This is a genomic window from Pantoea cypripedii (genome assembly GCF_011395035.1).
Taxonomy (GTDB): domain Bacteria; phylum Pseudomonadota; class Gammaproteobacteria; order Enterobacterales; family Enterobacteriaceae; genus Pantoea; species Pantoea cypripedii_A.
The window spans coordinates 1,206,990-1,230,802 of the sequence record NZ_CP024770.1 but is presented as its reverse complement, the minus strand read 5'-3'; the positions used below and the strand labels follow the sequence as shown (position 1 = coordinate 1,230,802).

Below are 23,813 nucleotides of genomic sequence, written 5' to 3'. Positions count from 1 at the left end.
TCGTCTGATGCTGAGATTGTAGTACAATTTATATTTATGGTACTGCAATTTAGATCACAAAAACGACAACACATCGACATTCAACACGCCAGGATTTGTCCTTTCAGAAGAAGAACAGGGTTTCATTCATCCAACGTCTGCTGTGGCGAAGAAATGTAAATGTGACAAATCGTGGAGTTTTTTGTTCTCTTTTTCTAATCCCGGCGGCGTAATGAGTAATTTGTGCCATACTTTAGTTGATATCTATTCTCTCTCATTTATCACAGCAATAAATCATTTCATTACCGATTGGAGATCAAAGAAATTAAATGCCGTTAAAAGACCGATATTGCTTTGTTAAATCAAAAGACAAGCTGGAACCTTACTATAAAAACATTGTTCAGGTTGCACTTGAACAGGCCAGCCAGTCAGGCCGGAATTTACGGGTTTGCGTTCCTGTGAAGGCATCCTGCGAAGAATATTTAACCAAAGCGTTTGATGAACCAACCTTCCGGATACTGCATAGCAAAAAGCAGATTCTGGTCTCAGGAGTCAAGGTTGGATTATTCTCCACACAGACACTCCGGAAAGAACATATCCTGCTTGATGCCATCTACCTGGTTTTTTCTCCAACAGCAGACTTACTCCATGCAATTGAATCACATGGTCGCAGAGCGACTGTCATTGTGTTTAGCGAAGCGGACAAGGAAGGTCAGACTATCAGTAATTGGGTAAACCGCTATCAACCAAAGCCCCTGCGCCTGAGACAAAAAAAGACCACCTCAGTTTGAGGATGGTCATCCGAAAATTTGTGTTAAAGGGCTATTCATATCGGCAGATTAACCTTCTGCCGTATTTGGTCAATTCTCAACAAACAATGCCACGCTTTAGCTGCACAATCCCGGTATATGGAACTGAAACAGTTTTGCGTGAACAACGCTGAACTAAACAGCTGAAAAAAAACCGCAGAAGAAATACCCGGTTGTATTAGCATAAGAAAAACCAGATAAAAATCGTCTTGTTAAAACTCAAAAAAGAAGAGAATTGTCTTTTTTTTCCCCGATGCTGTTGATGTTCATTGGGATTTTTCTTTATTAAAATTAATATCAGACTTCCAGGGGACAAAAAATAACTTAAGAGTTACTTCAATGTTTAATCGCATGATATCAGGCGTGGCGGGTGCCATTCTGTTAACTTTATCACCATTAACTCAGGCAGCCAGCGCATTACCGACACCACAAGAAGCGGATTGGGTCGCTAAAGAATTTACCTTCAACAGCGGCGAAAAACTGAAAGATCTGCGTATTCATTATTTCACTTTGGGCGATCGCAATAAACCAGCGGTATTATTACTTCACGGTACTAACCAACCTGTTAACGCGTTACTGGCTCCGGGCTTTGCCGGGAAATTATTTGGCCCAGGACAGGCACTGGATATCAGAAAATATTTTATTATCATCCCGGAAGGGATCGGCTCCGGCAAATCATCCAAACCCTCCGATGGCCTGCGGATGACATTTCCGCACTACGATTATGACGATATGGTGACGGCGCAATATCGCCTGGTGAAAGAAGGTCTGGGTATTTCTCATTTACGCCTGGTGATGGGTTATTCAATGGGGGGTATGCAGACCTGGATTTGGGGTGAAAAATACCCGGCAATGATGGATGCACTGGTCCCGATGGCCTCACAGCCTAATGAATTGTCCGGACGTAACTGGATGCTGCGCCGTATATTAATTGAATCCATCAAAAACGATCCCGCATGGGCAGAAGGCAATTACCACCAGCAACCTCCTGCGCTGAGGACCGCCAACATTATGTTCAGCATTGCCACTACCGGCGGCACCCTGGCTTATCAGCACAAAGCCCCTACGCGCGCGCTGGCAGATAAGCTGGTCGATGAACGCCTCGCTGCACCTGTCACGGCGGATGCTAACGACTTCATTTATATCTGGAATTCATCGGCGGATTACAATGCGTTGCCGGGTCTGAAGCGCATCAAAGCACCGATGCTGATTATCAACTCAGCGGACGATGAGCGTAACCCGGTTGAGACCGGTATTCTTAAGGGTGAATTGCATCGGATTAAAAACGCTGAATTGCTCCTTATTCCGGCCAGTGCCGAAACCAGTGGGCATGGCACCATGATGCAGGCAAAATTTTATCATCAAAAACTTAAGACGTTCTTAGCTCACGCGCCCAAAACCCAGGATAAGCACTGAGTCAGCTCTCTGACAGGAAACAACGCAGGTTGCTTCCTGTTTTTTTAATAATGGATTTATTTGCCACAGCATTCATCATTCAATCGTTAGCAGGGAATACTCTATGTTTCGTAGAATAAAGATCCGCACTGCACTCAGCATGATGGTTTTTTCACTGACTGCCTTATTATTGTTCGTCGGTATTTTAGGATTAGTTGCCGTACAGTCAGGGAATAAATCCTTCGCCACCGTGGATACCGAGGTATTACCGGGTCTGGTCGCACTGAATGAAAGTTCAGAACTGCTATTACGCGGGCGGCTGGATTTACGGTTATATGAATCCCTGATGGGGAGCGGCGATACTGACAAAGCCAAAGTCGCGCTGGAACGTGCCAAAGGCAAAATCGATACTGCCAGCGCGAAGTGGCAGGACTACCTGAAGTACCCGCAATCCGCCGAGGAGCGCCCGATTGCGGCTGAAATGGCCACCACTCGTGACGCGCTAATGAAAGAGTTTATTGATCCGGCTTTTGCGGCACTGGAAGCAGGCAAACTGGACGAGTATCGCCAGCGTGCCGGGAAATCGACAGCATTGTATGGCGCATTCGATAAAGCCTCTAAAGCATTGGTCGCCTTTAAACTGAAAAGCATTGATGTGGCTTACGATGACTCCAGCAACCGGGTAAAACGCATGGAGTTTACCCTGTACTTTGCCATCGCCTGTGCGCTGGTGCTGGCTGGACTGGCCTGGTCGGTGATGACCAATCTTATCGTCAAACCTCTCAATCATGTGATCACCGTGTTTGACCGTATTGCAGAAGGGGATCTGCGCGCGCGCATTGATATCTCGGGCAAAAATGAGATAGCGCAACTGTTTGCTGCCGTGCAGCGTATGCGTGATGGACTGGAAAACATGGTACTGATGGTGCGCAGCGGCACGGATGCTATCGGCTCCGGAGTGGAAGAAATCGCCGCCGGGAACATCGATCTCTCCAGCCGTACCGAACAGCAGGCCGCCTCACTGGATGAAACAGCCTCCAGCATGGAGCAGATTATGGCGACGGTGAAAAACAACGAAGACAACACGCGCAAGGCCAATTCGCTGTCACAGAAAGCCTCGGATTCAGCTTCCCGTGGCGCAAATGTGGTGTCTGAGGTGGTGGCCACCATGAGTTCGATTGAGAAAAGCTCGGCCAAAATTGGTGACATTGTCGGGGTTATCGACGGTATTGCGTTCCAGACCAACCTGCTGGCACTGAATGCCGCGGTTGAAGCCGCGCGCGCCGGTGAAGCCGGACGTGGATTCGCCGTGGTCGCGTCGGAAGTTCGCGTCCTTGCCCAGCGTAGCGCCACCGCAGCGAAGGAGATCGGCACCATGATCAATGACTCGCTCGGCAATATCGAGCAGGGTTCCGGCCTGGTGAAAGAGGCCGGGGTGACCATGAATGAAGTCATGCTCGATGTGAAGAAAGTGGTCGATATCATGGATGAAGTGATGCTGGCCTCCGGCGAACAAACCCGCGGTATCTCGCAGATTAATATCGCCATCCAGCAGATGGACGGTGTGACACAGCAGAATGCCTCGCTGGTTGCCGAAGTTGCGACAGCGGCCAGTTCGCTGCAACAACAGGTGGTGAACCTGCAACAGTCGGTGACACGCTTCCAGGTAGATAGCGATAAAACCACGCTGGCAACTGACCTGTATCAGGGATCACAGGATATGGCGCTGATTAACATTAATTAAGATTATTCAGGCAGAACCGAGCTGGCAGTTACCGGTTGTTAAGACGGGTAGCTGCCAGCGAATTAACGCTCCCCTCCCCCTGGTAAAAAATCAACAACCTCTGAGTTTCATTTCATCACCTTGCATGACATGAACATTTCTCTGAAATCAGACGATTATTTTTGCCACCGTTGAAGCATGGTCGGGCAGTTCTCATAAATTTATCAGAGCACATCATCGCCAGGTCATCCAGGCTAGCTTCAGCTTATGGAGGAGGAAAGCGATGCCTATTGGACCCACCCCGCATAGTACTTCCAGCATTCTCAACAACTACACGCCATCAACTGACAGTCATAAAAATACATGGCCACTGCGGCTGATTCAGAATGCGTATGTCTTTATGAAATCCCTGTGGCCCCAGCTACCTGTTATCCCCCGGGATGGAGTATTGACGGAATATCATCATCTGAGTGCGGAGCTACCCGATGCCACAACATTCGATAGCTATGATGCGCTGCTGGCTCATATTCGCACCCGCCTGAGCGACTTTCAGCGACAAACCGTTGCCCGACCAGACAACATCTCCCCGTTAAGCTGGCAACGTATGTCGGAGGATTTGCTGGCGTTTCTCGCCGAAAAGCGCCAGGAGTTGCGTGATGGTTCGGCAATCCTGCCGATGCAGGCGTTATTAAACGATGTACAGCTGCTGGCACGGTTGCAGGTGATTTTTCCCTTTATCACCGATGCGGCAATCTTTGCACAACTCCCTTCCCGTTACCCCCATCTTCATCATCTGCTGATGCGGGAAATTTTTCTGGTATCGGATAAGCCGTTAATTGAAGCCACCCCCGGTGCGGGAAAGCAATTTATCATGCGATCCGTTGCCACGCTTTACCCCCTTCCGGCGCTGATCATCCACTTTATCAATGCCGTCAGACTCGCGCCGGTTCAGGGCATCAAACCCCTGTTGCAGGCAGGTGATCAGTACGCTTCCGGCAAATTACTGGGAAGTGGCCGCGATAGCGCTTACCATCCGAAACCCATTACGTTCGCCCACCTCATCACCCATTTGCAGGAGTGGCCTTCCCGGCTGATCTCCTCATTTGGGTCACCCGGTGTGCAACCACAACCTGGGGAACCACCTGAACCGATTGTCTTCTGGCTTAAGTTAACCGCTAACTCGGTGCTCAATCATCAACATGACGGCCTTCCCCTGCGGTTTGCGCCCCATACCAGCGCTGAATTTCTGAGACCCGATCAGCACTTTCCCACCTGTGCCGGAGACTTCCCCGCCGCCCCTGTCAATGACACGGCCCCGTTGCAGGGCCGGGGAGTAGTGACTTTCGAGCATTTCGTTGCTGACAACGATCTCAGGATGGTACAGGAAGGCACGCGCATGGTGACCAGTGAGGCCGCGGTGATCGTTCACGGTTGCCACATCCCCCTGAGACAAAGTCCCGTCGCGTTACACCAGTACCAAAGGCAGATGCGCCCCTGGCCAGCCCCCGCGCCACAAAAAGCAGCCATCACCTCAGTAGTCACACCGGTTATCAACACGGCACCGTCTAAAGGCGGCTGGATTATATCGAGCGTGCAGGCTGAAGAGACCACCGCCTTATACCGTCCTGACTGGTGGCAAGTCGATAAGCGTGGCTTCGGCGCCGGGTTTGTCCACCAGCTTGAATTCGAAGCAGACCCCTCCTCAACCACCACAGTCAAACCGGTCAGCTGGCCCGGTTGGCTTGATACCGACCCCAACGCACCAGCCTGCATGGTTGCCCCTGCGCCACTCCAGACCAACAGCTTGCGGGATATGATGAGCCAGCTCAGCCAGCGTATTGAGTCGCTGTCAACACAGCAGTTTGGCAAACTACTGGAAGACTTTGTGGATGCAGACCCTGACAACCTGTTTGATAAAAAGACCTTTCTGACAGCCTGCGACCGCATCGTGTCATGGGATAGTCAACACCACCGACTGCGTATCGATCCCACCCAGGCGACAAATTTTATCACCCGTCTGCCCGACGTTGCGGCGTTTAAACAACACCCGGAATCGATCGCTGCCTTTGTTCGCTCAACCAGAGGCACCGCTGCACTGGCTCGTCGTTTTTTGCTGGCCCTGGACCATAGCCTGGACGCCACAGGTCGCCCGCTGCTTATCAGCCTGCAACAATTCAGCCAGCGAATTAAACCCGCGACCACGACGTATCGCGACCTCGCCGCCGTGTTGCTGGAAATGGAGCAGGTATTTAGCAGCCATGTGCGTAAAGCGGTTGAAGCGGTTGTCAGGGATCGACAGGGACAGGATAGCCTGGTGGCAAAGCTGGATTTTCTGGCGCTGACCATGATGCGGCAGGAATATCCGATGCTTAAATTGTGCAATCACCTCGATCTCGCCAGCGAACATTGCCTGTCACGCGCCGGATATCAGCGAGCAGTCGCCGCGTATGAAATTCAGGATGAACAAATCCTCAATCAGGCCAGCGGGGAGGAACTGGAGAGATTTGGCTCACAGCTGATGTACCGTCGTTCAGAGCCCGCATTGCTGGCTGAATTTGCCGCGACAGATAAGCTGTTCTTTAACCCCAAAGACGGGATGCACCATTATTTGACCGCTATGCAGCTCCAGCAGCAGCAACTTATCCATTACCATTTGTATGCCAGCAAACTCAGGGGCTTGCTCAACTATCCTGCGGGCAATGCTTCTGCCATCATCCAGACCTACAACGGGATACGTGACACCATGCACGCATGGTATCAGATGGTACTGGAAGATCTGTCCGCTGACGATCAGCACTTTTATCAGGAACAATTACTGACGCCGGGTAGCGTACGGGTTTTTCCGGTGCGTCTGGAACAAACCTCAGGAGATAAAACCGACGTTTCCTGCGTCGGTTGCTATGTTTACGCCAGCCACGATCTGGCTTCACGTGCCATCTTTATAACGCCGATAACGCCGATGAATAAACCGGGGCAGTTGGGCAGCTTCGACGCCAGTGATGAATTCAGCACCCGCGAAGGAACGCAGTCTATGCTCAATGGCGCAGGCAAAGTAGACATGCTGACCCGGCTCTCCCCGGCGGCATTGCCCAATCTCGCCCATATCCGTTTCCTGATTGATGCCGAAGTAAAGATGAAGGTGGATGATCCTGACGTGGACTGGTCGCATTGCGCTGCCGTACTGGCGCAGCAGATCAGTGAACATCAGTTCCCTAACCTCACCTTACCCGCCTCTCCAGCCACAGCGCCCACCTTACAGCCACCCAATCTGCTGGAAATATTGTATGGCTTAAATCCAGTCACCAGCTGCTATAGCGCACTCAAATCCACTGTGCTGGGAGAATCGAACAAAAACATTGCGCTTAAGTTTGTGGGTTGCGCCTTAAGCTTAATTCCTGAGGAGGAAGCCGCCAGTGAGCTGGGAAAGATGGGAAATTACGCCCTGAACTCTGTCTATCATTGGCTGGTGAACAGTGTCATAGACCATCCGGCGCACCCCACCGTGGCCCCCGTCAATATGACGCAGGCTGAAGAAAGCCTGGTGGATGACAACCTTGTGGGCGCAAAACTTTGTTCCACCACTGCGTTTCAGAATACCTTCAGCAGGGAACTGTTCCAGCGTTCCCTGCCGCTTAACGATCTGCCCCGCGGATACAATCTCACCGGTGTCAGCTGGGATGAATTCACCGATCAGTTGCATTGCAACGTCACCACACCCGCCGGGCAAAAGTATTATCTGCTGGACGCGCCAAGCCAGCATTTATGGCCACAACCCGACACCTTGCCACCCGCAGGACTGAGCATTCCGGTTGCCGAATTTCGCCAGGCATTCAACGAGCAACGACTGCCCGCTCTCATCGCCAGTTTATCGCCCGTCTCTCAGGTGCCAATCAGGTTTAATCAAACCGAAGCAGACAACCCCGAACGGGATATCGTCTATAACCATCTGGATCCCAACAGCTTCCCCGCGGGCTGGCACTATCAGCAAAGCTGGGTGAAAACCGGGCCACATCCGCAGGTGATTGTTGAATTCAGGAACGCCACAGGCAGCACTGTCTATGTGCAGCCGAATCATGTAGGTCAATGGCGTCACTGGCAACCGGCCACCCCGCTGGCACGCCAAAGCCGTGATACCGTTTCACCACAGCCGCTGTACTTCGATGCTCTGACACCGTCTTCCAGCGGCTATCAAACCGTAACGCCTTATGCTTCTCCAGCACGTATCGCGGCTATAGAAGAAGTCGCGCGCCTTCTCCCTGCAATCCCGCCACCCTTTCTGTTAAAAAAGATCCATATAAAGTCTCTGTTTCGACAGATTGCGTCACGACTGCACCCCACCTTCGAACAATTCGGCGACGGTACCGCGAAACGTCTGGTGCAGGAGTTAGGTACATGGCGAAAACCGCTAACAGATGGCGTCTTCTCAACATTAAAGGAGCTGTTTGGTCATTATAAAATCCTCCATTATCTAAGAGGAAATAAAGACATTGATGATTTTGTCGTGGATATGGAACATGTTATTGCTGAAAGAACAAGAATTGCATCGCGTTATAATGATTTCCAGATTAAGTATCATAAATATTATCAGGCTCTGAAAAACCTTGAGCACATTATTATTGACAACCAGTCAGTACTCCAGACTGTTTTAACCAGGATGAAAAAAGCTGTTCTCGGGTCTACATCCTTTATTCTCAAGACGATTGACGAAGAACAATTGCTTAGAAAATACCCCCAGGAGGTCAAAGGCATTAAGGATGCAATACATGAAACGCATTACAGTGCCAGACTGGCACTCGCCATGATTGACCCGGTTGAAAACCCTGATGGGATGTTGAAATTTATGAGAATGTTTTTTTCTAAATTAAATATTAACAGCAGTCATGTCGCCTTATTTCGCAAAAATTTCATCAAGGTATTGGAGGCTGCAAATAGGCTATCACTCAATAAAATACATATCGTAGAAGATCGTTTTCTGAGTGATGGGCGGATACCGGCAAAATGTGCCAAACTGGCGTCAGAGAAGATGTTAATGGGAACTAACGTCGTCGGTTACACATCAAGCAGGGATGATTTTCAACATATCTATTTGATGTGGCATGCCATAAAAGAAATGCCAGCCAAAGAAGTAGCCAATGTCTTCATTCATGAGACAGGACACAGCGCCATGAGTGATGAAGGAGAGGGATATGTCGGTGCGGAAGTTTATCTTGATGCAGGTCATCCACTTAAAAAACTCACCATCCATGGAATGAGCGTGCTGGCAAAAAAACTGATGTCCGATGTGAATAATTTCAAAGATTACCTGTTAAGCGATGAGGAGTTTCTCGGTGCTTTTTTAAACCATTTTTATGATTTTACCTACGACCCGGTAATGAGAGAAAAAATATATCATTTCCGCAACAGATATATGTCGAAAAAACCGACTGCCAGCAATAACAAAAGCAGAGAGAACAAGGCGGAAAAATATCAGCTGTTCACGCCTATTGTTGAGTCAGCGTTTTCTAATATTGGATACATGACTGAATTTACCTTTCGCAATGCGGATTGGCTGCTCAGTTTTCTTGGCATGATGTTAGATTATGCTAAAAAACGCGCGCGCCCACACGTTCATACTGCACATAAACGCGAGACGGAATCAGACAAACCGGCGTCTTCCCCGTCTTTTTACCACCAGCTGGCCGGGGTTAATGCCACATCTGATATCGCCCATAGCCTGTTTCGGCAATTCTTTGTGATGTTTGTGCAAGCCAGCCCGCTGGAGGAGTGAAGTAAGCATCGACACGTTTTCGAAGCGGCGCGATTTATCGCGCCACCGCGTTCCCCTAACTGGTCGCCAGCGATACCGCTTTACGCAGCCCGTCCACGCCAGATGAATTAGCCGGCGTGACCAGCGCGTAGTTGTAGTGCTGGTCGCTCCAGTATTGCGCCAGCACGTCTTCGGCCTGGCGCTGTCCGTGCGGCAATTTAACCGGCTCGACTGGCCGGATATACCAGCCCACCCTTGTCCCTTGCGGATCCTGATACATAATCAGTGCGGCTGGCCCTTGCGCCGTCGCCATCAGACGTGCGCCCACCAATTTAAAACCAAACTGTTCAAGGTTGGGCGGTGGATTTCCGTTAATAAAATAGCGCGCCACCCAGCTGGTCAGCTCCGCATGCTGGCTTGCCACCACATCCATCGGCGTTTGCGTCTGATTATCGAAGATCTTATAAGCCTGCACCGCGTCTTCCATCGGTTGAGGCGCAACCGTGACCTGCGCGTCTTTCAGCTGCCAGCCAGCGAAGCCGCCGATACTCACCGCCACCACCAGCATAAAAGCCATCGACAGCTGGCGTAAGCGCTGCTGTCGCATCCGACGCCGCAGATGTTGCGGATTGGGCCGTTCAAAAGCCCAGGTCTGCCGACTCATTGCCTGGCGTAATTGCTGCGCGTCAGCACGCCAGCCAGCAACCTGCGCGGCTGCCTCTGGATTCGCCTGCAGATAACGTTCCACTTTCTCTGCCGTTGCTTCATCCGCCTCGCCATCCATCCAGGCATGGAGATCGTTTTCATCCGGTGGCAAAGTCATTTCAGTCTCCTCAGCGGTAACGGCGTCGCCTTACCTTCTAATTGCTCATGCAGCAGCTTACGCCCCCTTGAGAGCCGCGACATCACGGTCCCCAGCGGGATATCCAGTGTTTCGGCCGCCTCTTTATAGCTCAGGCCCTCGACGCTCACCAGCAATAATACGACGCGATAATCGGTGGGCAACGCGGCAAACACCGCCAGCGTATCGTCAGCAATGGCCATCGCCTCACTGGATTGCGCAAACATCTCCTCACCGGTAAAAAAAGTCAGCAGCTTCATATAACGTTTGCGCCGCCGTTCACCATCGATAAATTGCCGGTAAAGGATGGAAAACAGCCAGGCGCGCAGGCTTTGTTCCCCTTCGCTCTGCCGCTCGCGGGTTAACGCTTTCGCCAGACAGTTTTGTACTAAATCCTCAGCACTGTGCGGATTGCGGGTCAGCCACAACGCAAATCGTTCCAGATGCGGCATTACCTGCCGGATTTCATCATCAGTGAGCTGTGACATGGGGATCCTTTAGCGTCTGCGGGTGCCTGACATACTTTCAAACACCCCATCGCGCAGCACCAATGCATGGAATAACGCCGCAGCCAGGTGCAGCATCACCGTAAGAAACAGCACCAGCGCCACCACGGTATGGAGAGGACGAAGTATGGCATACCAGTCATTATCCACCGGCAGGATCGGCGGCAGAACCACGCTGCCGCCTAAAGAAACCGGGTATCCCGCCGCTGACAGCATCGCCCAGCCAATCAATGGCTGAATCAGCATCATCGCATACAACGCCCAGTGCGACAGATGCGCCATGCCTCGCTGCCAGCCAGGGATCGAGGACGGCAACGCAGGCGTACCAGTATAAAAGCGCAACCACAGGCGCACAAACACCAGCACCAGGATCATCACTCCCAGCGGTTTATGTATCTCCACCAGCAGGCTATGCAGTGAAGACACCGTTGCCACCATCGCCACACCAATAAACAACATTGCCATAATTGCCGCCGCCATTAACCAGTGAATAATGCGCAGCGCAGGGTGAAAAGAGCTGACCTGTTTCATAAGTGCGTTCCCGCCTGTTGAGACTGTTCACGCGTGCGCAGATTATAGGATTTGGCATAGGCTGCTGAACGCGCATTGAGTAAAGGATCGTCTGATGCTGCGATGCCATCAGGAAGAATGAGCGGATCGTAATTGATGTCATTACACGGCCCCTGCTGCTGAGGAACGGCGCGTGTTAACACTAACGTACCGGCGTTGATGGTTTGACGATCGGCAGGCCAGACTTTGGTCGCATTGCTGCCATCATCACCCGGCTGTGCCACGGTGATCACCAGATCCCATTTCAGCGGACCCTGCCCCAGACGTTTTTCAATGTCCTGCTGGAGGAAATTTTTGTCTGCTTTATCCGCCGCGCTGATTGGCTGATATTCGGTATGCGGCATCATGCTCCAGCGCACCAGATGTGCGTTACCCGCTTTATCAACAAATCGGAACGCATTCAGGCTGTTGAAGCGATCGCTGGCCCAGCTGGAAGACGGGGTATAGCTTTTTGCCCAGGCGGCAAACGCCTTAAACTCAGGATGCTGACTGACGAACGCCGCCACTTTTTGCGGATCAGGCTTGCCGGTGGCCGGATCCGGCAAGGTTGCGGTTTGCAGCGCATAAAAGCCTTCCGGCGTCGCGACCGGAAACAGCGGCATGGCATTCATGCCCGTGCGCCATTGCTCGCCATCCGCCAGCTGAAACGCTAACGCCATACTGCGTACCGGCACCGCATAATCCGGCGCGGCTGGATTGCCTCCGGCGATAGCAAAACGTCCGGTTACCTGTGATTCTCCAGGCGCAAAGATCGCCGCACGCGATAAGGTGCTGGCATTGCCGCTGGAGACAAAATTACCGATCACGCAGATCCCTTTCGCATGATTGCGCCGATAGCCTGGATGGTCGCCACCCGCTTTTTGCAGCACCGCGACCAGTTTGTCGGACGTCAGGCGTTCAGGCGTCAGCCAGCCACCCGCCCACAGAAACAACACGATTAAGACCAGTGGAACCAGGCCAATCAGCAACAGCCGCCGCATTTTCTGGCCGGTAGAAAGTGGAGTTGGAATCATTTTTTTGCTCACCCTGCTTACAATGAGCGCATAAGACGCATGGGCGGAAGGTTTATTCCCGCAAGGTGAAAAAAATTTTGTCTTTGTTATTTATGAACCATATTCATTAACCCTAGCGGATTTTATGCCTAATTGAATAAATCATTCCGCGTTATGCTTTTCCTCAATCAACGCGAAGGAAAACATCATGCAGGCAGTAAAACTGAATAACGGAATCGACATGCCCCTGCTGGGCTTTGGCGTATTCCAGATGACCGATGCGGCAGAATGCGAACGTTCTGTTATCGATGCGATTGAAACCGGCTACCGCCTGATCGATACCGCCGCCTCGTACCAGAATGAGACCCAGGTAGGTAATGCCATCCGGCAGAGCGGCATGCCGCGTGCTGACCTGTTCATCACCACCAAGTTATGGTTGGGGGATGCCAGCTACGAAGGAGCGAAAGCCCAGTTTGAGCGCTCCCTTAACCGGCTCCAGCTGGACTATGTCGACCTTTATTTAATCCACCAACCCTATGGCGACGTTCACGGCGCGTGGCGCGCCATGGAGGAATTGCAGCAGGCCGGTAAAATCCGCGCGATCGGTGTCAGCAACTTTCAGCCAGACCGGCTGGCCGACCTGATGGCATTCAATAACGTCGTTCCCGCGGTTAATCAGATTGAAGTTAATCCATTCCATCAGCAGTTACATGCCGTTCCCTGGATGAAAAGCCGGGGTATTGAACCCGAAGCCTGGGCCCCCTTTGCCGAAGGTCGTAATGGTCTGTTCCAGCATCCGCTGCTGACCGTCATCGGTGAAAAGTACGGCAAGAGCGTAGGTCAGGTGGTGCTGCGCTGGATTTTTCAGCGGGGCGTGGTTTCGCTGGCAAAAACCGTGCGCAAGTCACGCATGGCAGAAAACATCAGCGTCCTCGATTTTGCCCTCACTGACCAGGAAATGCTGCAAATCACCGCGCTGGATACTGCAACCAGTGCCTTCTTCTCTCATCGCGACCCGGCGATGGTGGAATGGCTGACAAAACGCAAACTTGACGTTTAACCCATCGTCACGAGGAGTCACCTGATGCAAAAACGTATGCTTGGTCATTCTGGCCTCGAAGTTTCCGCTCTGGGCCTGGGGTGTATGGGACTCAGCCACGGCTACGGCCCGGCAACCGATACGCGACAGGCTATTGAACTTATCCGCTCAGCGGTTGAACGCGGCGTGACCTTTTTTGATACCGCCGAGGTGTACGGCCCATACCTCAATGAGGAAGTGGTCGGCGAAGCGTTAAAACCTTTCCGTGATCAGGTGGTGATCGCCACCAAATTTGGTTTCACCTTTGGCGACGACAATAAGCAGCAGATCCTGAACAGCCGGCCTGAACATATTCGGGCAGCGGTGGAAGGATCATTACGCCGCCTGCAAACCGACGTTATCGACCTGCTTTATCAGCACCGCGTCGATCCGGCGGTGCCCATTGAGGATGTGGCCGGTACGGTAAAAGATCTGATTCAGGAAGGTAAGGTCAAACACTTTGGTCTTTCCGAAGCAGGAGCGGCCACGATTCGCCGTGCGCATGCGGTACAACCGGTAGCGGCATTGCAGAGCGAGTATTCCATGTGGTGGCGTGAGCCGGAGCAGGAAATCATCCCGGTGCTTGAAGAACTGGGGATTGGCTTTGTGCCCTTTAGCCCTCTCGGCAAAGGATTCCTGACCGGAACCATCAAGGCAGGAGCGACCTTTGGCGAAAACGATTTCCGCAGCAAAGTACCGCGTTTCGCCGCAGAAGCGATTGCCGCGAATGAGCAACTGGTGACGTTGCTGACGGCGTTGGCAGCCGAAAAATCTGTCACCCCGGCGCAAATTGCCCTGGCATGGCTGCTGGCGCAAAAACCCTGGATTGTGCCGATTCCCGGCACCACCAAACTGCATCGGCTGGAAGAGAACCTCGCTGCTGTTGATGTTTCTCTCCTGCCTGCTGAAATGGAGAAAATTACCCAGGCGCTGGAAACGGTGAGAATTGTCGGAGAACGTTATCCGGCGCATTTGCAGTCCCGGGTGGGTCGCTAAGACCCGTTCACCGATAACAAAATGGGGCTGTTATCAGCCCCATTAAATTTACCCAACCTGTCCGATTAGAAATCCTGTGACGTCGGGCGCAGGACGATTTCGTTAATATCCACATCCGCCGGTTGTTCAATCGCATAGGCAATGGCGCGTGCAACCGACGCGGCCGGGATCGCCTGCTGATAAAAATTCAGCACCGCTTCTGAGCTGGACTGATGGGATGTCCCGTATTTCAGTTCCGAGTCCACCGCACCCGGTTCAATCGTGGTGGTGCGGATATCTCCACCCACTTCATGACGCAGGCCATCTGAAATCGCCCGGACGGCATATTTGGTCCCGCTATACACTGAACCTCCCGGGCTGAAAACTTTGATACCAGCAACCGAGGAGATGTTGATGAAATGACCGGACTTCTGCGCCTGGAATAAAGGCAGAGCAGCAGCCACGCCGTACAGCACACCCTTGATATTGATATCAATCATGCTGTCCCACTCGTCAACACGCAGCTCGCTGATGGGGGAAATCGCCATCAGTCCCGCATTGTTGATCATCACGTCAACGCGACCAAAAACTGCCACCGCATGCGCGACCAGGGCATCAAGATCGGCACGGCGGGTCACATCGGTTGCCAGCGCGCTGGCCTCTCCACCACTTGTACGAATTTCTTCAACGATGGTGGTCATTTTGTCCATGCGACGCGCACCGAGTACCACTTTTGCGCCCAGTGCTGCCAGATGACGTGCTGTTGCTTCACCCAGGCCACTGCTGGCACCTGTAATCACCGCGACTTTACCTTCGATACCTGCTTTCATGATGTTTTCCTGTTGTGGAGTTCATTCGACGCCACCGATCATGCAACAACGCTTTATCTCAATATATGGAAGAGTTAGGATTTAAGAATTCACAATAATGGAATAATTTCGATGCAGAACCGCGCAGAGATGATCAGGATTTTCGTGGCCGCCTCTGATGCGCAATCTTTCCGTGAGGCCGCCAGTCGGCTGGGGATCTCACCGCAAAAAGTGACGCGCGCCATCCAGGAACTGGAATATCTCCTTGGCGAACCGCTGTTTCACCGCAGCACCCGTCAGCTGCATCTGACAACCTTTGGTGCAGAAGTCTGCCAGGACGCCACTAAAGCCCTCAATGAATTCGAACGGGTTTTCACTAAACGCAGCGCCGGGGCCGTCAATGAGATAGCGGGTCGGGTGGTGATCACCGCGCCACTGGCAATTGGCCGGTTATACCTGACCCGCTTTCTGGATGAACTGATGACCACACATCCACACCTGACGCTGTCGCTGCACCTTGAAGATGAGCTGACAGATGCCATTGCGTCACAAATTGATGTTGGCATCCGCGTGGGTCGGGTCAGGCATCAAAACTTTATCGCGAAAGTTGTCAGCCCGGTGCCATTAGTCACCGTCTGCAGCCCCTCGCTCGTCCGTCGCTATCCTGACATTGTTGCAGTACACGACCTTGAGCGATGCCCATTGTCCCTGCTGATGGACCGTAAAAGTGGCAAACCCTGGCCGTGGATATTTCGCGAAGGTGAAATCTTCGTCCCCGCTGCCCCGGTTTTTATCAGTGACGACCCGGAAACGGAGCTGGAAATGGCGCTTGCTGGTAAGGTCTTTACGCAAATGCCGCGCTATCTGGCAGAGACTCATTTGTTGAGCGGCAGCTTAGTTGAGGTGTTAGCGGAGGCCGCCCCCACGCCGATGGAGCTGGTGATCTATCGGACACAATCAGGCCCGGTTCCTCCCCGGACCCGCATCGTTTACGACCACCTGATCGCCTGTTTTTCTGATGCAACGCTCTTTCCGCGCTGATCACGGATGTGACAGGGAAGTAATAACGTGAGCGATGAGTCAGAGTTAACATCCAGACAGATGCAAATACGAAAAAGAACACAACCCAATAAAAATATCATGTTTGTTATTTTACAGAGCAGTTCATAAGAACGATGAAAAAACTCAATAATGAAGGCAATGATTAGTATTGCCCTTAACCTCATAAGACTCCTGTGCTGAAATCAACACAGGGACCTTTATCAAAATAGTCGCTTAGCTCTGGCAGGCTTCTTTCATCATGTCAATAAACAGTCTGAACCCGAGAGTTAATTCTTTTCGTCCGGAATAGTAGAGCGTATAACCCGAAAAATATGGGCACCAGTCTTCAAGAACCTGAACATACTTTCCTGCCTTAATTGCTTCGAGAACATAATGCTCAGGAAGGCAACAGATCCACTTTCCTGATCCCACCGCCTTAAGCATAATGTCGATATCGTTAACGGTGAAATTCCCGTCAATCCGGTGTTTATATTTAGTATCCTGCTTTTCAAACTCCCAACCATAAATGCGTCCGGTTGAGTCGCGGCGATAGGCCAGGCACCGGTGATCGTTTAATTCGCCTGGCTCACGGGGTATTTTCTTGTCAATAAAGTAATCAGGCGTCGCCACAATGGCCATGCGCAGCGCACCGCCTAACGGAATCGCCACCATATCCTTTTCAACCTGCTCGCGTAAGGCAATCCCCGCATCGAACCGCTCATCAATGATGTTTTTCAGGGAGGCATTGATATCAATTTCAAACGAAACTTCAGGGTGGTTTTGCAGCATAGCGCTCACCACGGGCAGCACATACTTTTCCGTCGGGTATTTGGGTGCCGTGATTCTGATTAACCCTGAAGGTCGTTCACGTAGCTGATCCAGCGAAATCAGTTCATCGGCAATCGCATTTAATGCCGGTCTTAAGGTACCAAGCAGCTTTTCCCCTGCCTGTGTCGGTGAGACGCTTCGGGTGGTCCGGTTGAGCAGTTTAACCCCTAAACGCCCTTCTAATCTGTTGAGGGTGTAACTTAATGCTGATTGCGACAGACCCAGTTTGATCGCCGCTTTGGAGAAATTTTGTTCATCGGCAATCAAAGCAAACACACTGAGATCGGCCAAATCATCTTTAAACATGTTTTTAAATCACTGGAGTGTAGATAAAGCTATGATGACATCTTCATTGGGTGAATGGATTCATAGGGGTTATGAAGGCGATTCATAAGCGTTCATGGGCAATGATTAATAAAAAGCCACAATGCCATTTATGAATCCAGGTTATAAGGGAATGCATAATTATCGGACTAATTTCTGCGGGGTAAATCCGTATAATTTTCTCAATCCCCAAGAGATTCGGAAACGAGAATTAATAATGCCCGCTCAGCAAACGCCTGTTCGCCATCATGAAAAGCACCCCACGATAATTTTAAGCCTCATCCTCATCAGTTATATGATGATAGTCATAGATAACTCCGTAGTAATAACCGGACTACCCAAAATCCATCAGGAGCTTTCATTCAGTCTTGCAGGTCTGTCCTGGGTTTCCAGCGCTTATGCCCTGACCTTTGGCGGTTTGCTGTTGCTCAGCGCAAAAGCTGGCGATCTCTTTGGCCGCAAAAAAATGCTGAATATCGGGCTAAGCATTTTTACTCTGGCTTCTCTGGCGATTAGCCTGGCACCTGATGCTGAATTTCTGGTTATCGCTCGCGCAGTCCAGGGGGTTGGCGCGGCAATACTTGCGCCATCAACTTTAGCCATTCTGCAAATCACTTTTCCAGCCGGTCCGGCCCGCACCCGCGCCATTTCACTCTATGCAGCGGCCGGTGGGTTATCCGCCAGCGTGGGGCTGGTTATCGGGGGAGTCTTAGCCGAACTGGTATCGTGGAGAGCCGGGTTTATGGTTAATGTCCCGATTGGCATCGTCCTGATTATTGCCGCCTCACGCTATATCGATGAAACCGATAAACAAAGTGGCAAGCCTGATATCCCCGGCGCCATCTTATCGTCTCTGGGTATGACGGGCATGGTGTATGGCACCGTCTGTTCCGGCACCCTGGGGTGGGGTTCTTTAGTCACGCAGCTTTCTTTTCTGGTTGGCGGCTTATTACTTCTTTTGTTCATCCTGATTGAGCGAAAAATGCATGAGCCGATAATGCCACTGCACCTGTTCAACAGTGCTGAGCGTTCGGGTGCGTATGCCGCACGCCTGCTTTATATTGGGGCCGCGATGGGCTTTTTTTTCTACAGCACGCAATTTATGCAGGGCGTTTTGCATTACTCCCCTATCCAAGCCGGACTGGCTTTCTTACCCGCCATGATGACCAATTTTGTTGTCGCACTGAATGTACCAAAACTGGTGCAACGCCTGGGGAGCCGTCGCATATTAATTGTGAGTTTACTCTTCGCCCTGACAGGCATGTTAATGCTCAGCCGCCTGGATGCGTCCTCGACCTTTATCAGCGGCCTGTTACTACCCACCCTCTTCCTTGGTATCGGTATTGGCGGCGCAATGGGACCGCTGACAACGTCGGGTATTAATAACGTCGCCCCAAAAGATGCGGGTGCGGCGTCCGGTATCGTGAATGTTGCTCATCAAATCGGTGGGGCATTGGGTCTGAGCGTGTTAGTGGCCGCTGCGGAGACGGGTGGAGAGAATCTGGCTGAGGTTCCCTTACTAATACATCAGACCGGAAACGCATTTACCGCCGGAGCGGTATTGATTGCGTTGTCATTACTTTTGGTATTAACCGTGATGGGACGGGCAGAGAAAAAATAACGTTTTCTCAATTAACGCAACCAGCCACTCATGAATGTCGCCCTCGCATTCATGAGTAAGACTCATAGAGTCTTGCTGATTGCACGTAAAGTCATCCTGCTCATAAACCGCTATATTAACCTCACCCACAATAATCAATATTATTTATTAGTAATTGACGCCTGGTCTTTAATTAACTCCACTCCATATTTAAGAGCTAATGTTTAACCCAGGTTAATCACATGACTCTTAATAAATAAGAGAAGAACCTTCATGAATCTGGTTCTTATCATGGGTACATCGGGTTTCGTTGGCCGTCATGTGATCAGCGAAGCGCTGAAAAATGCAGCAACCCCCATCAGCATTGCACATTCAATATGAGGTAAGTTATGGCTGAAGTTATTGTCGTTATCGGCAGTGGTTCCATCGCCCAGGCTATCGCGCGCCGTGTCAGCGTGGGTAAAAAAATTCTGCTGGCGGATATCCATCTGGATAATGCCAAAGCTGTTGAAGACATCTTAAAAAGAGCGGGATTTGCGGTGGAGTCCACCCAGGTCGATGTCCGGTCGCGAGAGTCAATCCAGCAATTAGTCGCGGCATCAACGGCGTTGGGTGAGGTCAAAGGTGTGATATTGACGGCGGGATTATCGCCATCACAGGCGAAAGCGCAGGATCTGCTGCATGTCGATTTGTACGGCAGCGCCGTGGTATTTGAAGAGTTTGGCAACGTGATTGCGCCAGGGGGTTCGTGCGTGGTGCTGGGATCGCAGTCCAGCCATCGCCTCGATTGTGACGCGATTTCACAGGCCACCGCCGATCAACTGGCCACGCTTCCTCCTGAAGAATTACTGGAACTTCCCTGGATTAAAGCGATTGATGACAGCCTGTATGCCTATCAGATCGCGAAACGCGGCAATGCGTTGCGGGTGATGTCCGAAGCCGTGAAATGGGGGAAACGGGGTGCGCGCATTAATTGCATTAGCGCTGGCATCATTTTTACCCCGCTGGCTTACGACGAGCTGAATAGCCCGGAACGTGGCGATTACTACCGTAATATGTTAGAGAAATCCCCGGCAGGACGCGGCGGTACACCGGACGAAATCGGCGCGCTGGCCGAATTTATGTTTGGCCCAAACGGCGCTTATATGAGCGGCAGCGATGTGTTAATCGATGGCGGGGTCACCGCATCGGTAAAATACGGTGAGTTAAAACCGAACTGATAATGAGTTATCGCGCGTCAGGTAACCTGCTGCGCGATAACCCCGTGATTAGCTGGATGCGGGTAAGCCGAGAATGTGACGTAACGCCGCGGCGTTGGTGTTGGCGCGGAAACCCGGCCCACCGCGCTGGAAGCTTCTCGCCGACGCCAGATTGCCGGTGATCACCGGGACAGAACCAACATCTTCCACCAGCTTCGCTACGATGGTTAATGCTGCTGCATCATCACTGGCGATGGGCACCCCCAGTTTATTGCTCTGACTGGCGCTGGCAGACGCCTCAATTGCCGTGGCATCGACGGCGCTGAAAGCGCGGACATAGCGCGTGCCGGGTAATAATTTCTGGCTGCTCTCCGCGACCCCATCCTCGCTATTTTTCCCGCCAGACGGATTGCAGGCATCAATCACAATCTTCCCTTTCATCAATGGCGCAAGCTGCTGACCCAGTTGCGGCAGTGCATCCCAGGGCACGGCAAACAGCAGGATGTCACCGAATGCTGCCGCCTCCGCTGGCGTACCGGCACGGGCATTCGGACCCAGCGGGGCGATCTCACGGCGCAGTTCATCAAGGTGGCGGGTGGAAAACATCACCTGGTGCCCGGCTTTGACCCACAATTTCGCCACCGTGCCTCCCAGCCAACCGGCACCGATGACACCCATTTTCAGTACCTGTCCCGTGCCGGAGCCTTCAGCCCGGGCGATTTGCAGGGTGCCGCCGGCTAATCCCATGGCTCCGGAAATTGCGGCTAATTTGATAAGTTGACGTCTGGAAAAAGACATTAGTCACCTCCTGATTTGAGGGGAATGAAAGGAGATTTGCTGCCCAGCCACAACGAGAGGGCCAGCCAGATGAGTGAAAGGGGGATAGCGATATAAGCCAGCAAACCGGCACTGCCTGAAAAATTTAATAACCCGGCATAACTCCAGCTTCCCAGTTGGTCACCCAGTCGATAGACCACCGTATCGATAAAGTTTTTCGACTTGTAGCGTTCCTCTTTATTCACCCGGGTAAAGAGAATTTCTCTGCTGGGACGGGCGAATGAAAAGTTGCTGATTCTGCGCACCACCTGGAAAACAACAAAAATAATCAGCGAGGGAAACGCCAGTAATAATGAAAAACCAGCCAGCGTCACCAGCGGTAAAATGGCCAGGGTAAGCGAGATACCTAATCTTTTCAGGGTTCTTGAGGTTAACAGCAGCTGAGCGATAAGGGTAAATATATTGACCCACAGATCGATGGTGGCAAAAAACTGAGTGCGGGCGGCGCGATCTGAGAAAGCACTGGCGGCTATTCTGGCTTGTTCAAGATAAAGGAAGGTTGACGTCAGGCTGTAAAGAATCATAAAAACAGCAATCCCTGACAGATAAGGTGAACGCAGGGTGTGGGTGATGCCCGCAAACACAGAACCACCCAGCGGACGTTCAGCACGCTGAATTTCGCCGTTTTCTTCTTTAATACTTTCAGCGTGCCTGACAGCATGATGCGCTGACAGCAGGCTTAGCTCCAGCATCAGAAATGCCAGCAGAACCAAACCACGCTGATCGATGATTTCCACTAACATCAGCGTCACCAGCGACCCGACCATCGCCCCCAAAGTCGCCCCGGCGGACAGGATGCCAAATAATCTTAATCCCTGCTCCGGGTTGAAAATATCAACAATCAGCGACCAGAAAATTGAGACGACAAACAGGTTAAACACCGATACCCAGATAAAGAAAACTCTGCCCGTCCAGATACGGTATTCACTGAACGCTGGCAATAGCAGGATAAAAAACACCACCAGATGCGCGGCAAAAAAATGATAACTCAATTTAATGACCGTGATGCGGGAAAATCTTTTAACTAAAAATGAAAATACTGGCGTAAGTATTAACATGGCAACCAGGGTGCCGCTGAACAGCCAGGGAAGATTATTAACGCCTCCTGCCACCCCCAATTCATCACGAACCGGGCGTAACAGATAATACGCCAGGAAAAGCGAGAAAACATACAACATCGCCCAGGCCAGTACTTTCCATTCATTAGCTCTGATATTTAATAGTTTATTTATTCTGTCAGCATTCATAAATAGCATCCGAATACAGAATTCCAGAGGAAAATCATAATAAAAGACAGTGCAGAAAATAATTAATTGCGGATTAGCATTTTGCGTCATTAGTGATGAGCGCTGTTCATAAGGCTATTCATCCCCATATAGGTGATTTTATCTGGCTTAATCTGCTATTTACCTTATGGTTCTTTACCGCAGGGTTTTATCCCAGGAGACTCAGAATGACCTTAAATGTAAAAGGCTATGCAGCCTTTGCCGCCAAAGAAGATTTAGTCCCGCATCATTTCGTGCGTCGCGATCCGCGTGACAATGATGTGGTGATCGAGATCCTTTACAGCGGTGTATGCCACTCCGATATCCACAACGCCTACAACGACTGGGGCGGTGCACAGTATCCGATGGTACCGGGACACGAAATTATTGGCCGTGTCACTCACGTTGGCAAAGCCGTTACCAAATTCAGCGTTGGCGATCATGTGGGCGTCGGTTGCATGGTGGATTCCTGTCAGCATTGCAGCGCGTGTGAGCAGGGTCTGGAGCAGTATTGCGAAGAGGGTAACACCCTCACCTACAACGACGTTGATCGCCATGACCAGATGCCGACCTATGGCGGCTACTCTGACAAAATCGTCGTCACCGAGAAATTCGTGGTCAAAGTGCCAGATGGCCTCGACTTAAAAAGCGCCGCCCCGCTGTTGTGTGCCGGTATCACCACCTGGTCTCCGCTGCGTCACTGGAATGTCGGTCAGGGCAGCAAAGTTGCGGTTGTGGGTCTTGGCGGTCTCGGCCATATGGCGCTGAAGCTGGCTAAAGCGCTCGGCGCGGATGTCACCTTGTTCAGTCGCTCGCCGAATAAATCGGACGACGCCCGTCGCCTCGGCGCCGAACATATCGTCATTTCCACCGACGAAGCACAGATGAAAGCGGTCTATAACCAGTTCGATCTGATTATCGACACCGTTCCCTACGTCCATGACCTGAAGCCGTATATCCCGACCCTGGCGCTGAACGGTACGCTGGTGCTGGTCGGTTATCTCGGTGATCTGGACCCGGTGCTGAACAGCGCGCCGCTGGTGCTGGGCCGTAAATCTGTCGCGGGTTCCGTGATCGGTGGCATTGCTGAAACCCAGGAAATGATGGATTTCTGCGGTGAGCATGGCATCACTTCCGATGTTGAAATGATCAACATGCAGGACATCAATGATGCATGGAAGCGCATGCTGAAAAGCGATGTGAAATATCGTTTCGTCATCGATATTGCCTCGCTGAAAGCGTAGTCGCGATCATACCGGGGAAGTGTTCTGTCGCCTCCCCGCAATACTTTTCCCG

The 23,813-nt window shown here is 51.5% G+C and carries 18 protein-coding genes; 10 read left to right on the top strand and 8 right to left on the bottom strand.

What is annotated here, in order from left to right:
- The first annotated feature begins 308 nt into the window (after positions 1–308).
- From CUN67_RS29045 to CUN67_RS29030, 4 genes are all read left to right on the top strand, one after another.
- Positions 309–770, top strand: a complete 462-nt coding sequence (locus CUN67_RS29045; protein WP_208719039.1) for a hypothetical protein — start codon at positions 309–311, stop codon at positions 768–770.
- A 357-nt stretch (positions 771–1,127) separates the two neighbouring features.
- Positions 1,128–2,204 (top strand): alpha/beta fold hydrolase, encoded by a 1,077-nt coding sequence (locus tag CUN67_RS29040; RefSeq protein WP_208719037.1) that lies wholly within the window; start codon positions 1,128–1,130, stop codon positions 2,202–2,204.
- Between the two features lie 103 nt (positions 2,205–2,307).
- Positions 2,308–3,927: a methyl-accepting chemotaxis protein gene (locus tag CUN67_RS29035; RefSeq protein WP_208719036.1), complete on the top strand. Its 1,620-nt coding sequence runs from the start codon at positions 2,308–2,310 to the stop codon at positions 3,925–3,927.
- 262 nt (positions 3,928–4,189) lie between these two features.
- Positions 4,190–9,673: a hypothetical protein gene (locus CUN67_RS29030; protein WP_208719034.1), complete on the top strand. Its 5,484-nt coding sequence runs from the start codon at positions 4,190–4,192 to the stop codon at positions 9,671–9,673.
- Between the two features lie 55 nt (positions 9,674–9,728).
- Here CUN67_RS29030 and CUN67_RS29025 read toward each other — a convergent pair whose 3' ends face one another.
- From CUN67_RS29025 to CUN67_RS29010, 4 genes are read right to left on the bottom strand one after another with little or no spacing between them, the layout of a single operon-like run.
- Positions 9,729–10,475: an anti-sigma factor family protein gene (locus CUN67_RS29025; protein ID WP_208719032.1), complete on the bottom strand. Its 747-nt coding sequence runs from the start codon at positions 10,473–10,475 to the stop codon at positions 9,729–9,731.
- The gene (locus tag CUN67_RS29020; RefSeq protein WP_208719030.1) at positions 10,472–10,981 is read right to left on the bottom strand and encodes an RNA polymerase sigma factor; all 510 of its coding nucleotides are present in this window, start codon (positions 10,979–10,981) and stop codon (positions 10,472–10,474) included. Before CUN67_RS29020 ends, CUN67_RS29025 begins: the two co-directional genes overlap by 4 nt.
- Before the next feature lie 9 nt (positions 10,982–10,990).
- Positions 10,991–11,530 carry a cytochrome b gene (locus CUN67_RS29015; RefSeq protein ID WP_208719028.1) on the bottom strand — a complete coding sequence of 180 codons (540 nt, stop codon included), beginning with the start codon at positions 11,528–11,530 and terminating at the stop codon, positions 10,991–10,993.
- Positions 11,527–12,582 (bottom strand): catalase family peroxidase, encoded by a 1,056-nt coding sequence (locus CUN67_RS29010; RefSeq protein ID WP_208719027.1) that lies wholly within the window; start codon positions 12,580–12,582, stop codon positions 11,527–11,529. The genes CUN67_RS29015 and CUN67_RS29010 overlap by 4 nt, the downstream gene beginning before the upstream one ends.
- A 187-nt stretch (positions 12,583–12,769) precedes the next feature.
- On the opposite strand from CUN67_RS29010, the gene CUN67_RS29005 reads away from it, so the two are divergent.
- Both CUN67_RS29005 and CUN67_RS29000 read left to right on the top strand, forming a co-directional pair.
- Complete coding sequence (locus CUN67_RS29005) at positions 12,770–13,621, top strand: aldo/keto reductase (RefSeq protein WP_208719025.1); 852 nt, start codon at positions 12,770–12,772, stop codon at positions 13,619–13,621.
- Between the two features lie 24 nt (positions 13,622–13,645).
- Positions 13,646–14,635 carry an aldo/keto reductase gene (locus CUN67_RS29000; protein WP_208719023.1) on the top strand — a complete coding sequence of 330 codons (990 nt, stop codon included), beginning with the start codon at positions 13,646–13,648 and terminating at the stop codon, positions 14,633–14,635.
- Positions 14,636–14,700: 65 nt separating this feature from the next.
- Here the strand turns inward: CUN67_RS29000 and CUN67_RS28995 are convergent, their stop codons facing one another.
- Positions 14,701–15,444 (bottom strand): SDR family oxidoreductase, encoded by a 744-nt coding sequence (locus CUN67_RS28995; protein WP_208719021.1) that lies wholly within the window; start codon positions 15,442–15,444, stop codon positions 14,701–14,703.
- Positions 15,445–15,555: 111 nt separating this feature from the next.
- Between CUN67_RS28995 and CUN67_RS28990 the strand changes: the two genes are divergently transcribed.
- Positions 15,556–16,464 carry a LysR family transcriptional regulator gene (locus CUN67_RS28990; protein ID WP_208719019.1) on the top strand — a complete coding sequence of 303 codons (909 nt, stop codon included), beginning with the start codon at positions 15,556–15,558 and terminating at the stop codon, positions 16,462–16,464.
- Between the two features lie 234 nt (positions 16,465–16,698).
- On the opposite strand, the gene CUN67_RS28985 is transcribed toward CUN67_RS28990, so the two are convergent.
- Positions 16,699–17,598: a LysR family transcriptional regulator gene (locus CUN67_RS28985; protein WP_208719017.1), complete on the bottom strand. Its 900-nt coding sequence runs from the start codon at positions 17,596–17,598 to the stop codon at positions 16,699–16,701.
- 121 nt (positions 17,599–17,719) lie between these two features.
- Here CUN67_RS28985 and CUN67_RS28980 point away from each other — a divergent pair, with 121 nt between their 5' ends.
- Entirely contained in the window at positions 17,720–19,237 is a 1,518-nt protein-coding gene (locus CUN67_RS28980; RefSeq protein ID WP_254711453.1) for an MFS transporter, read from the top strand.
- A 368-nt stretch (positions 19,238–19,605) separates the two neighbouring features.
- Positions 19,606–20,436, top strand: a complete 831-nt coding sequence (locus CUN67_RS28975; RefSeq protein ID WP_208719015.1) for an SDR family oxidoreductase — start codon at positions 19,606–19,608, stop codon at positions 20,434–20,436.
- A gap of 48 nt (positions 20,437–20,484) precedes the next feature.
- Here CUN67_RS28975 and CUN67_RS28970 read toward each other — a convergent pair whose 3' ends face one another.
- Positions 20,485–21,213 (bottom strand): NADPH-dependent F420 reductase, encoded by a 729-nt coding sequence (locus CUN67_RS28970; RefSeq protein ID WP_208719013.1) that lies wholly within the window; start codon positions 21,211–21,213, stop codon positions 20,485–20,487.
- Positions 21,213–22,499, bottom strand: a complete 1,287-nt coding sequence (locus CUN67_RS28965) for an NTP/NDP exchange transporter (protein WP_208719011.1) — start codon at positions 22,497–22,499, stop codon at positions 21,213–21,215. Before CUN67_RS28965 ends, CUN67_RS28970 begins: the two co-directional genes overlap by 1 nt.
- 206 nt (positions 22,500–22,705) lie before the next feature.
- Here CUN67_RS28965 and CUN67_RS28960 point away from each other — a divergent pair, with 206 nt between their 5' ends.
- The gene (locus tag CUN67_RS28960; protein WP_208719010.1) at positions 22,706–23,761 is read left to right on the top strand and encodes an NAD(P)-dependent alcohol dehydrogenase; all 1,056 of its coding nucleotides are present in this window, start codon (positions 22,706–22,708) and stop codon (positions 23,759–23,761) included.
- Positions 23,762–23,813 lie beyond the last annotated feature (52 nt).

What these genes read in the sequence shown, in the direction of transcription:
- CUN67_RS28980 (WP_254711453.1), top strand. Translation starts at nt 17,720, where the DNA reads ATGCCATTTATGAATCCAGGTTATAAGGGAATGCATAATTATCGGACT.
- CUN67_RS29015 (WP_208719028.1), bottom strand. Translation starts at nt 11,530, where the DNA reads ATGAAACAGGTCAGCTCTTTTCACCCTGCGCTGCGCATTATTCACTGG.
- CUN67_RS29030 (WP_208719034.1), top strand. Translation starts at nt 4,190, where the DNA reads ATGCCTATTGGACCCACCCCGCATAGTACTTCCAGCATTCTCAACAAC.
- CUN67_RS28995 (WP_208719021.1), bottom strand. Translation starts at nt 15,444, where the DNA reads ATGAAAGCAGGTATCGAAGGTAAAGTCGCGGTGATTACAGGTGCCAGC.
- CUN67_RS29045 (WP_208719039.1), top strand. Translation starts at nt 309, where the DNA reads ATGCCGTTAAAAGACCGATATTGCTTTGTTAAATCAAAAGACAAGCTG.
- CUN67_RS28970 (WP_208719013.1), bottom strand. Translation starts at nt 21,213, where the DNA reads ATGTCTTTTTCCAGACGTCAACTTATCAAATTAGCCGCAATTTCCGGA.
- CUN67_RS29020 (WP_208719030.1), bottom strand. Translation starts at nt 10,981, where the DNA reads ATGTCACAGCTCACTGATGATGAAATCCGGCAGGTAATGCCGCATCTG.
- CUN67_RS28990 (WP_208719019.1), top strand. Translation starts at nt 15,556, where the DNA reads ATGCAGAACCGCGCAGAGATGATCAGGATTTTCGTGGCCGCCTCTGAT.
- CUN67_RS29005 (WP_208719025.1), top strand. Translation starts at nt 12,770, where the DNA reads ATGCAGGCAGTAAAACTGAATAACGGAATCGACATGCCCCTGCTGGGC.
- CUN67_RS28985 (WP_208719017.1), bottom strand. Translation starts at nt 17,598, where the DNA reads ATGTTTAAAGATGATTTGGCCGATCTCAGTGTGTTTGCTTTGATTGCC.
- CUN67_RS29010 (WP_208719027.1), bottom strand. Translation starts at nt 12,582, where the DNA reads ATGATTCCAACTCCACTTTCTACCGGCCAGAAAATGCGGCGGCTGTTG.
- CUN67_RS29040 (WP_208719037.1), top strand. Translation starts at nt 1,128, where the DNA reads ATGTTTAATCGCATGATATCAGGCGTGGCGGGTGCCATTCTGTTAACT.
- CUN67_RS29035 (WP_208719036.1), top strand. Translation starts at nt 2,308, where the DNA reads ATGTTTCGTAGAATAAAGATCCGCACTGCACTCAGCATGATGGTTTTT.
- CUN67_RS28975 (WP_208719015.1), top strand. Translation starts at nt 19,606, where the DNA reads ATGGCTGAAGTTATTGTCGTTATCGGCAGTGGTTCCATCGCCCAGGCT.
- CUN67_RS28965 (WP_208719011.1), bottom strand. Translation starts at nt 22,499, where the DNA reads ATGAATGCTGACAGAATAAATAAACTATTAAATATCAGAGCTAATGAA.
- CUN67_RS28960 (WP_208719010.1), top strand. Translation starts at nt 22,706, where the DNA reads ATGACCTTAAATGTAAAAGGCTATGCAGCCTTTGCCGCCAAAGAAGAT.
- CUN67_RS29025 (WP_208719032.1), bottom strand. Translation starts at nt 10,475, where the DNA reads ATGACTTTGCCACCGGATGAAAACGATCTCCATGCCTGGATGGATGGC.
- CUN67_RS29000 (WP_208719023.1), top strand. Translation starts at nt 13,646, where the DNA reads ATGCAAAAACGTATGCTTGGTCATTCTGGCCTCGAAGTTTCCGCTCTG.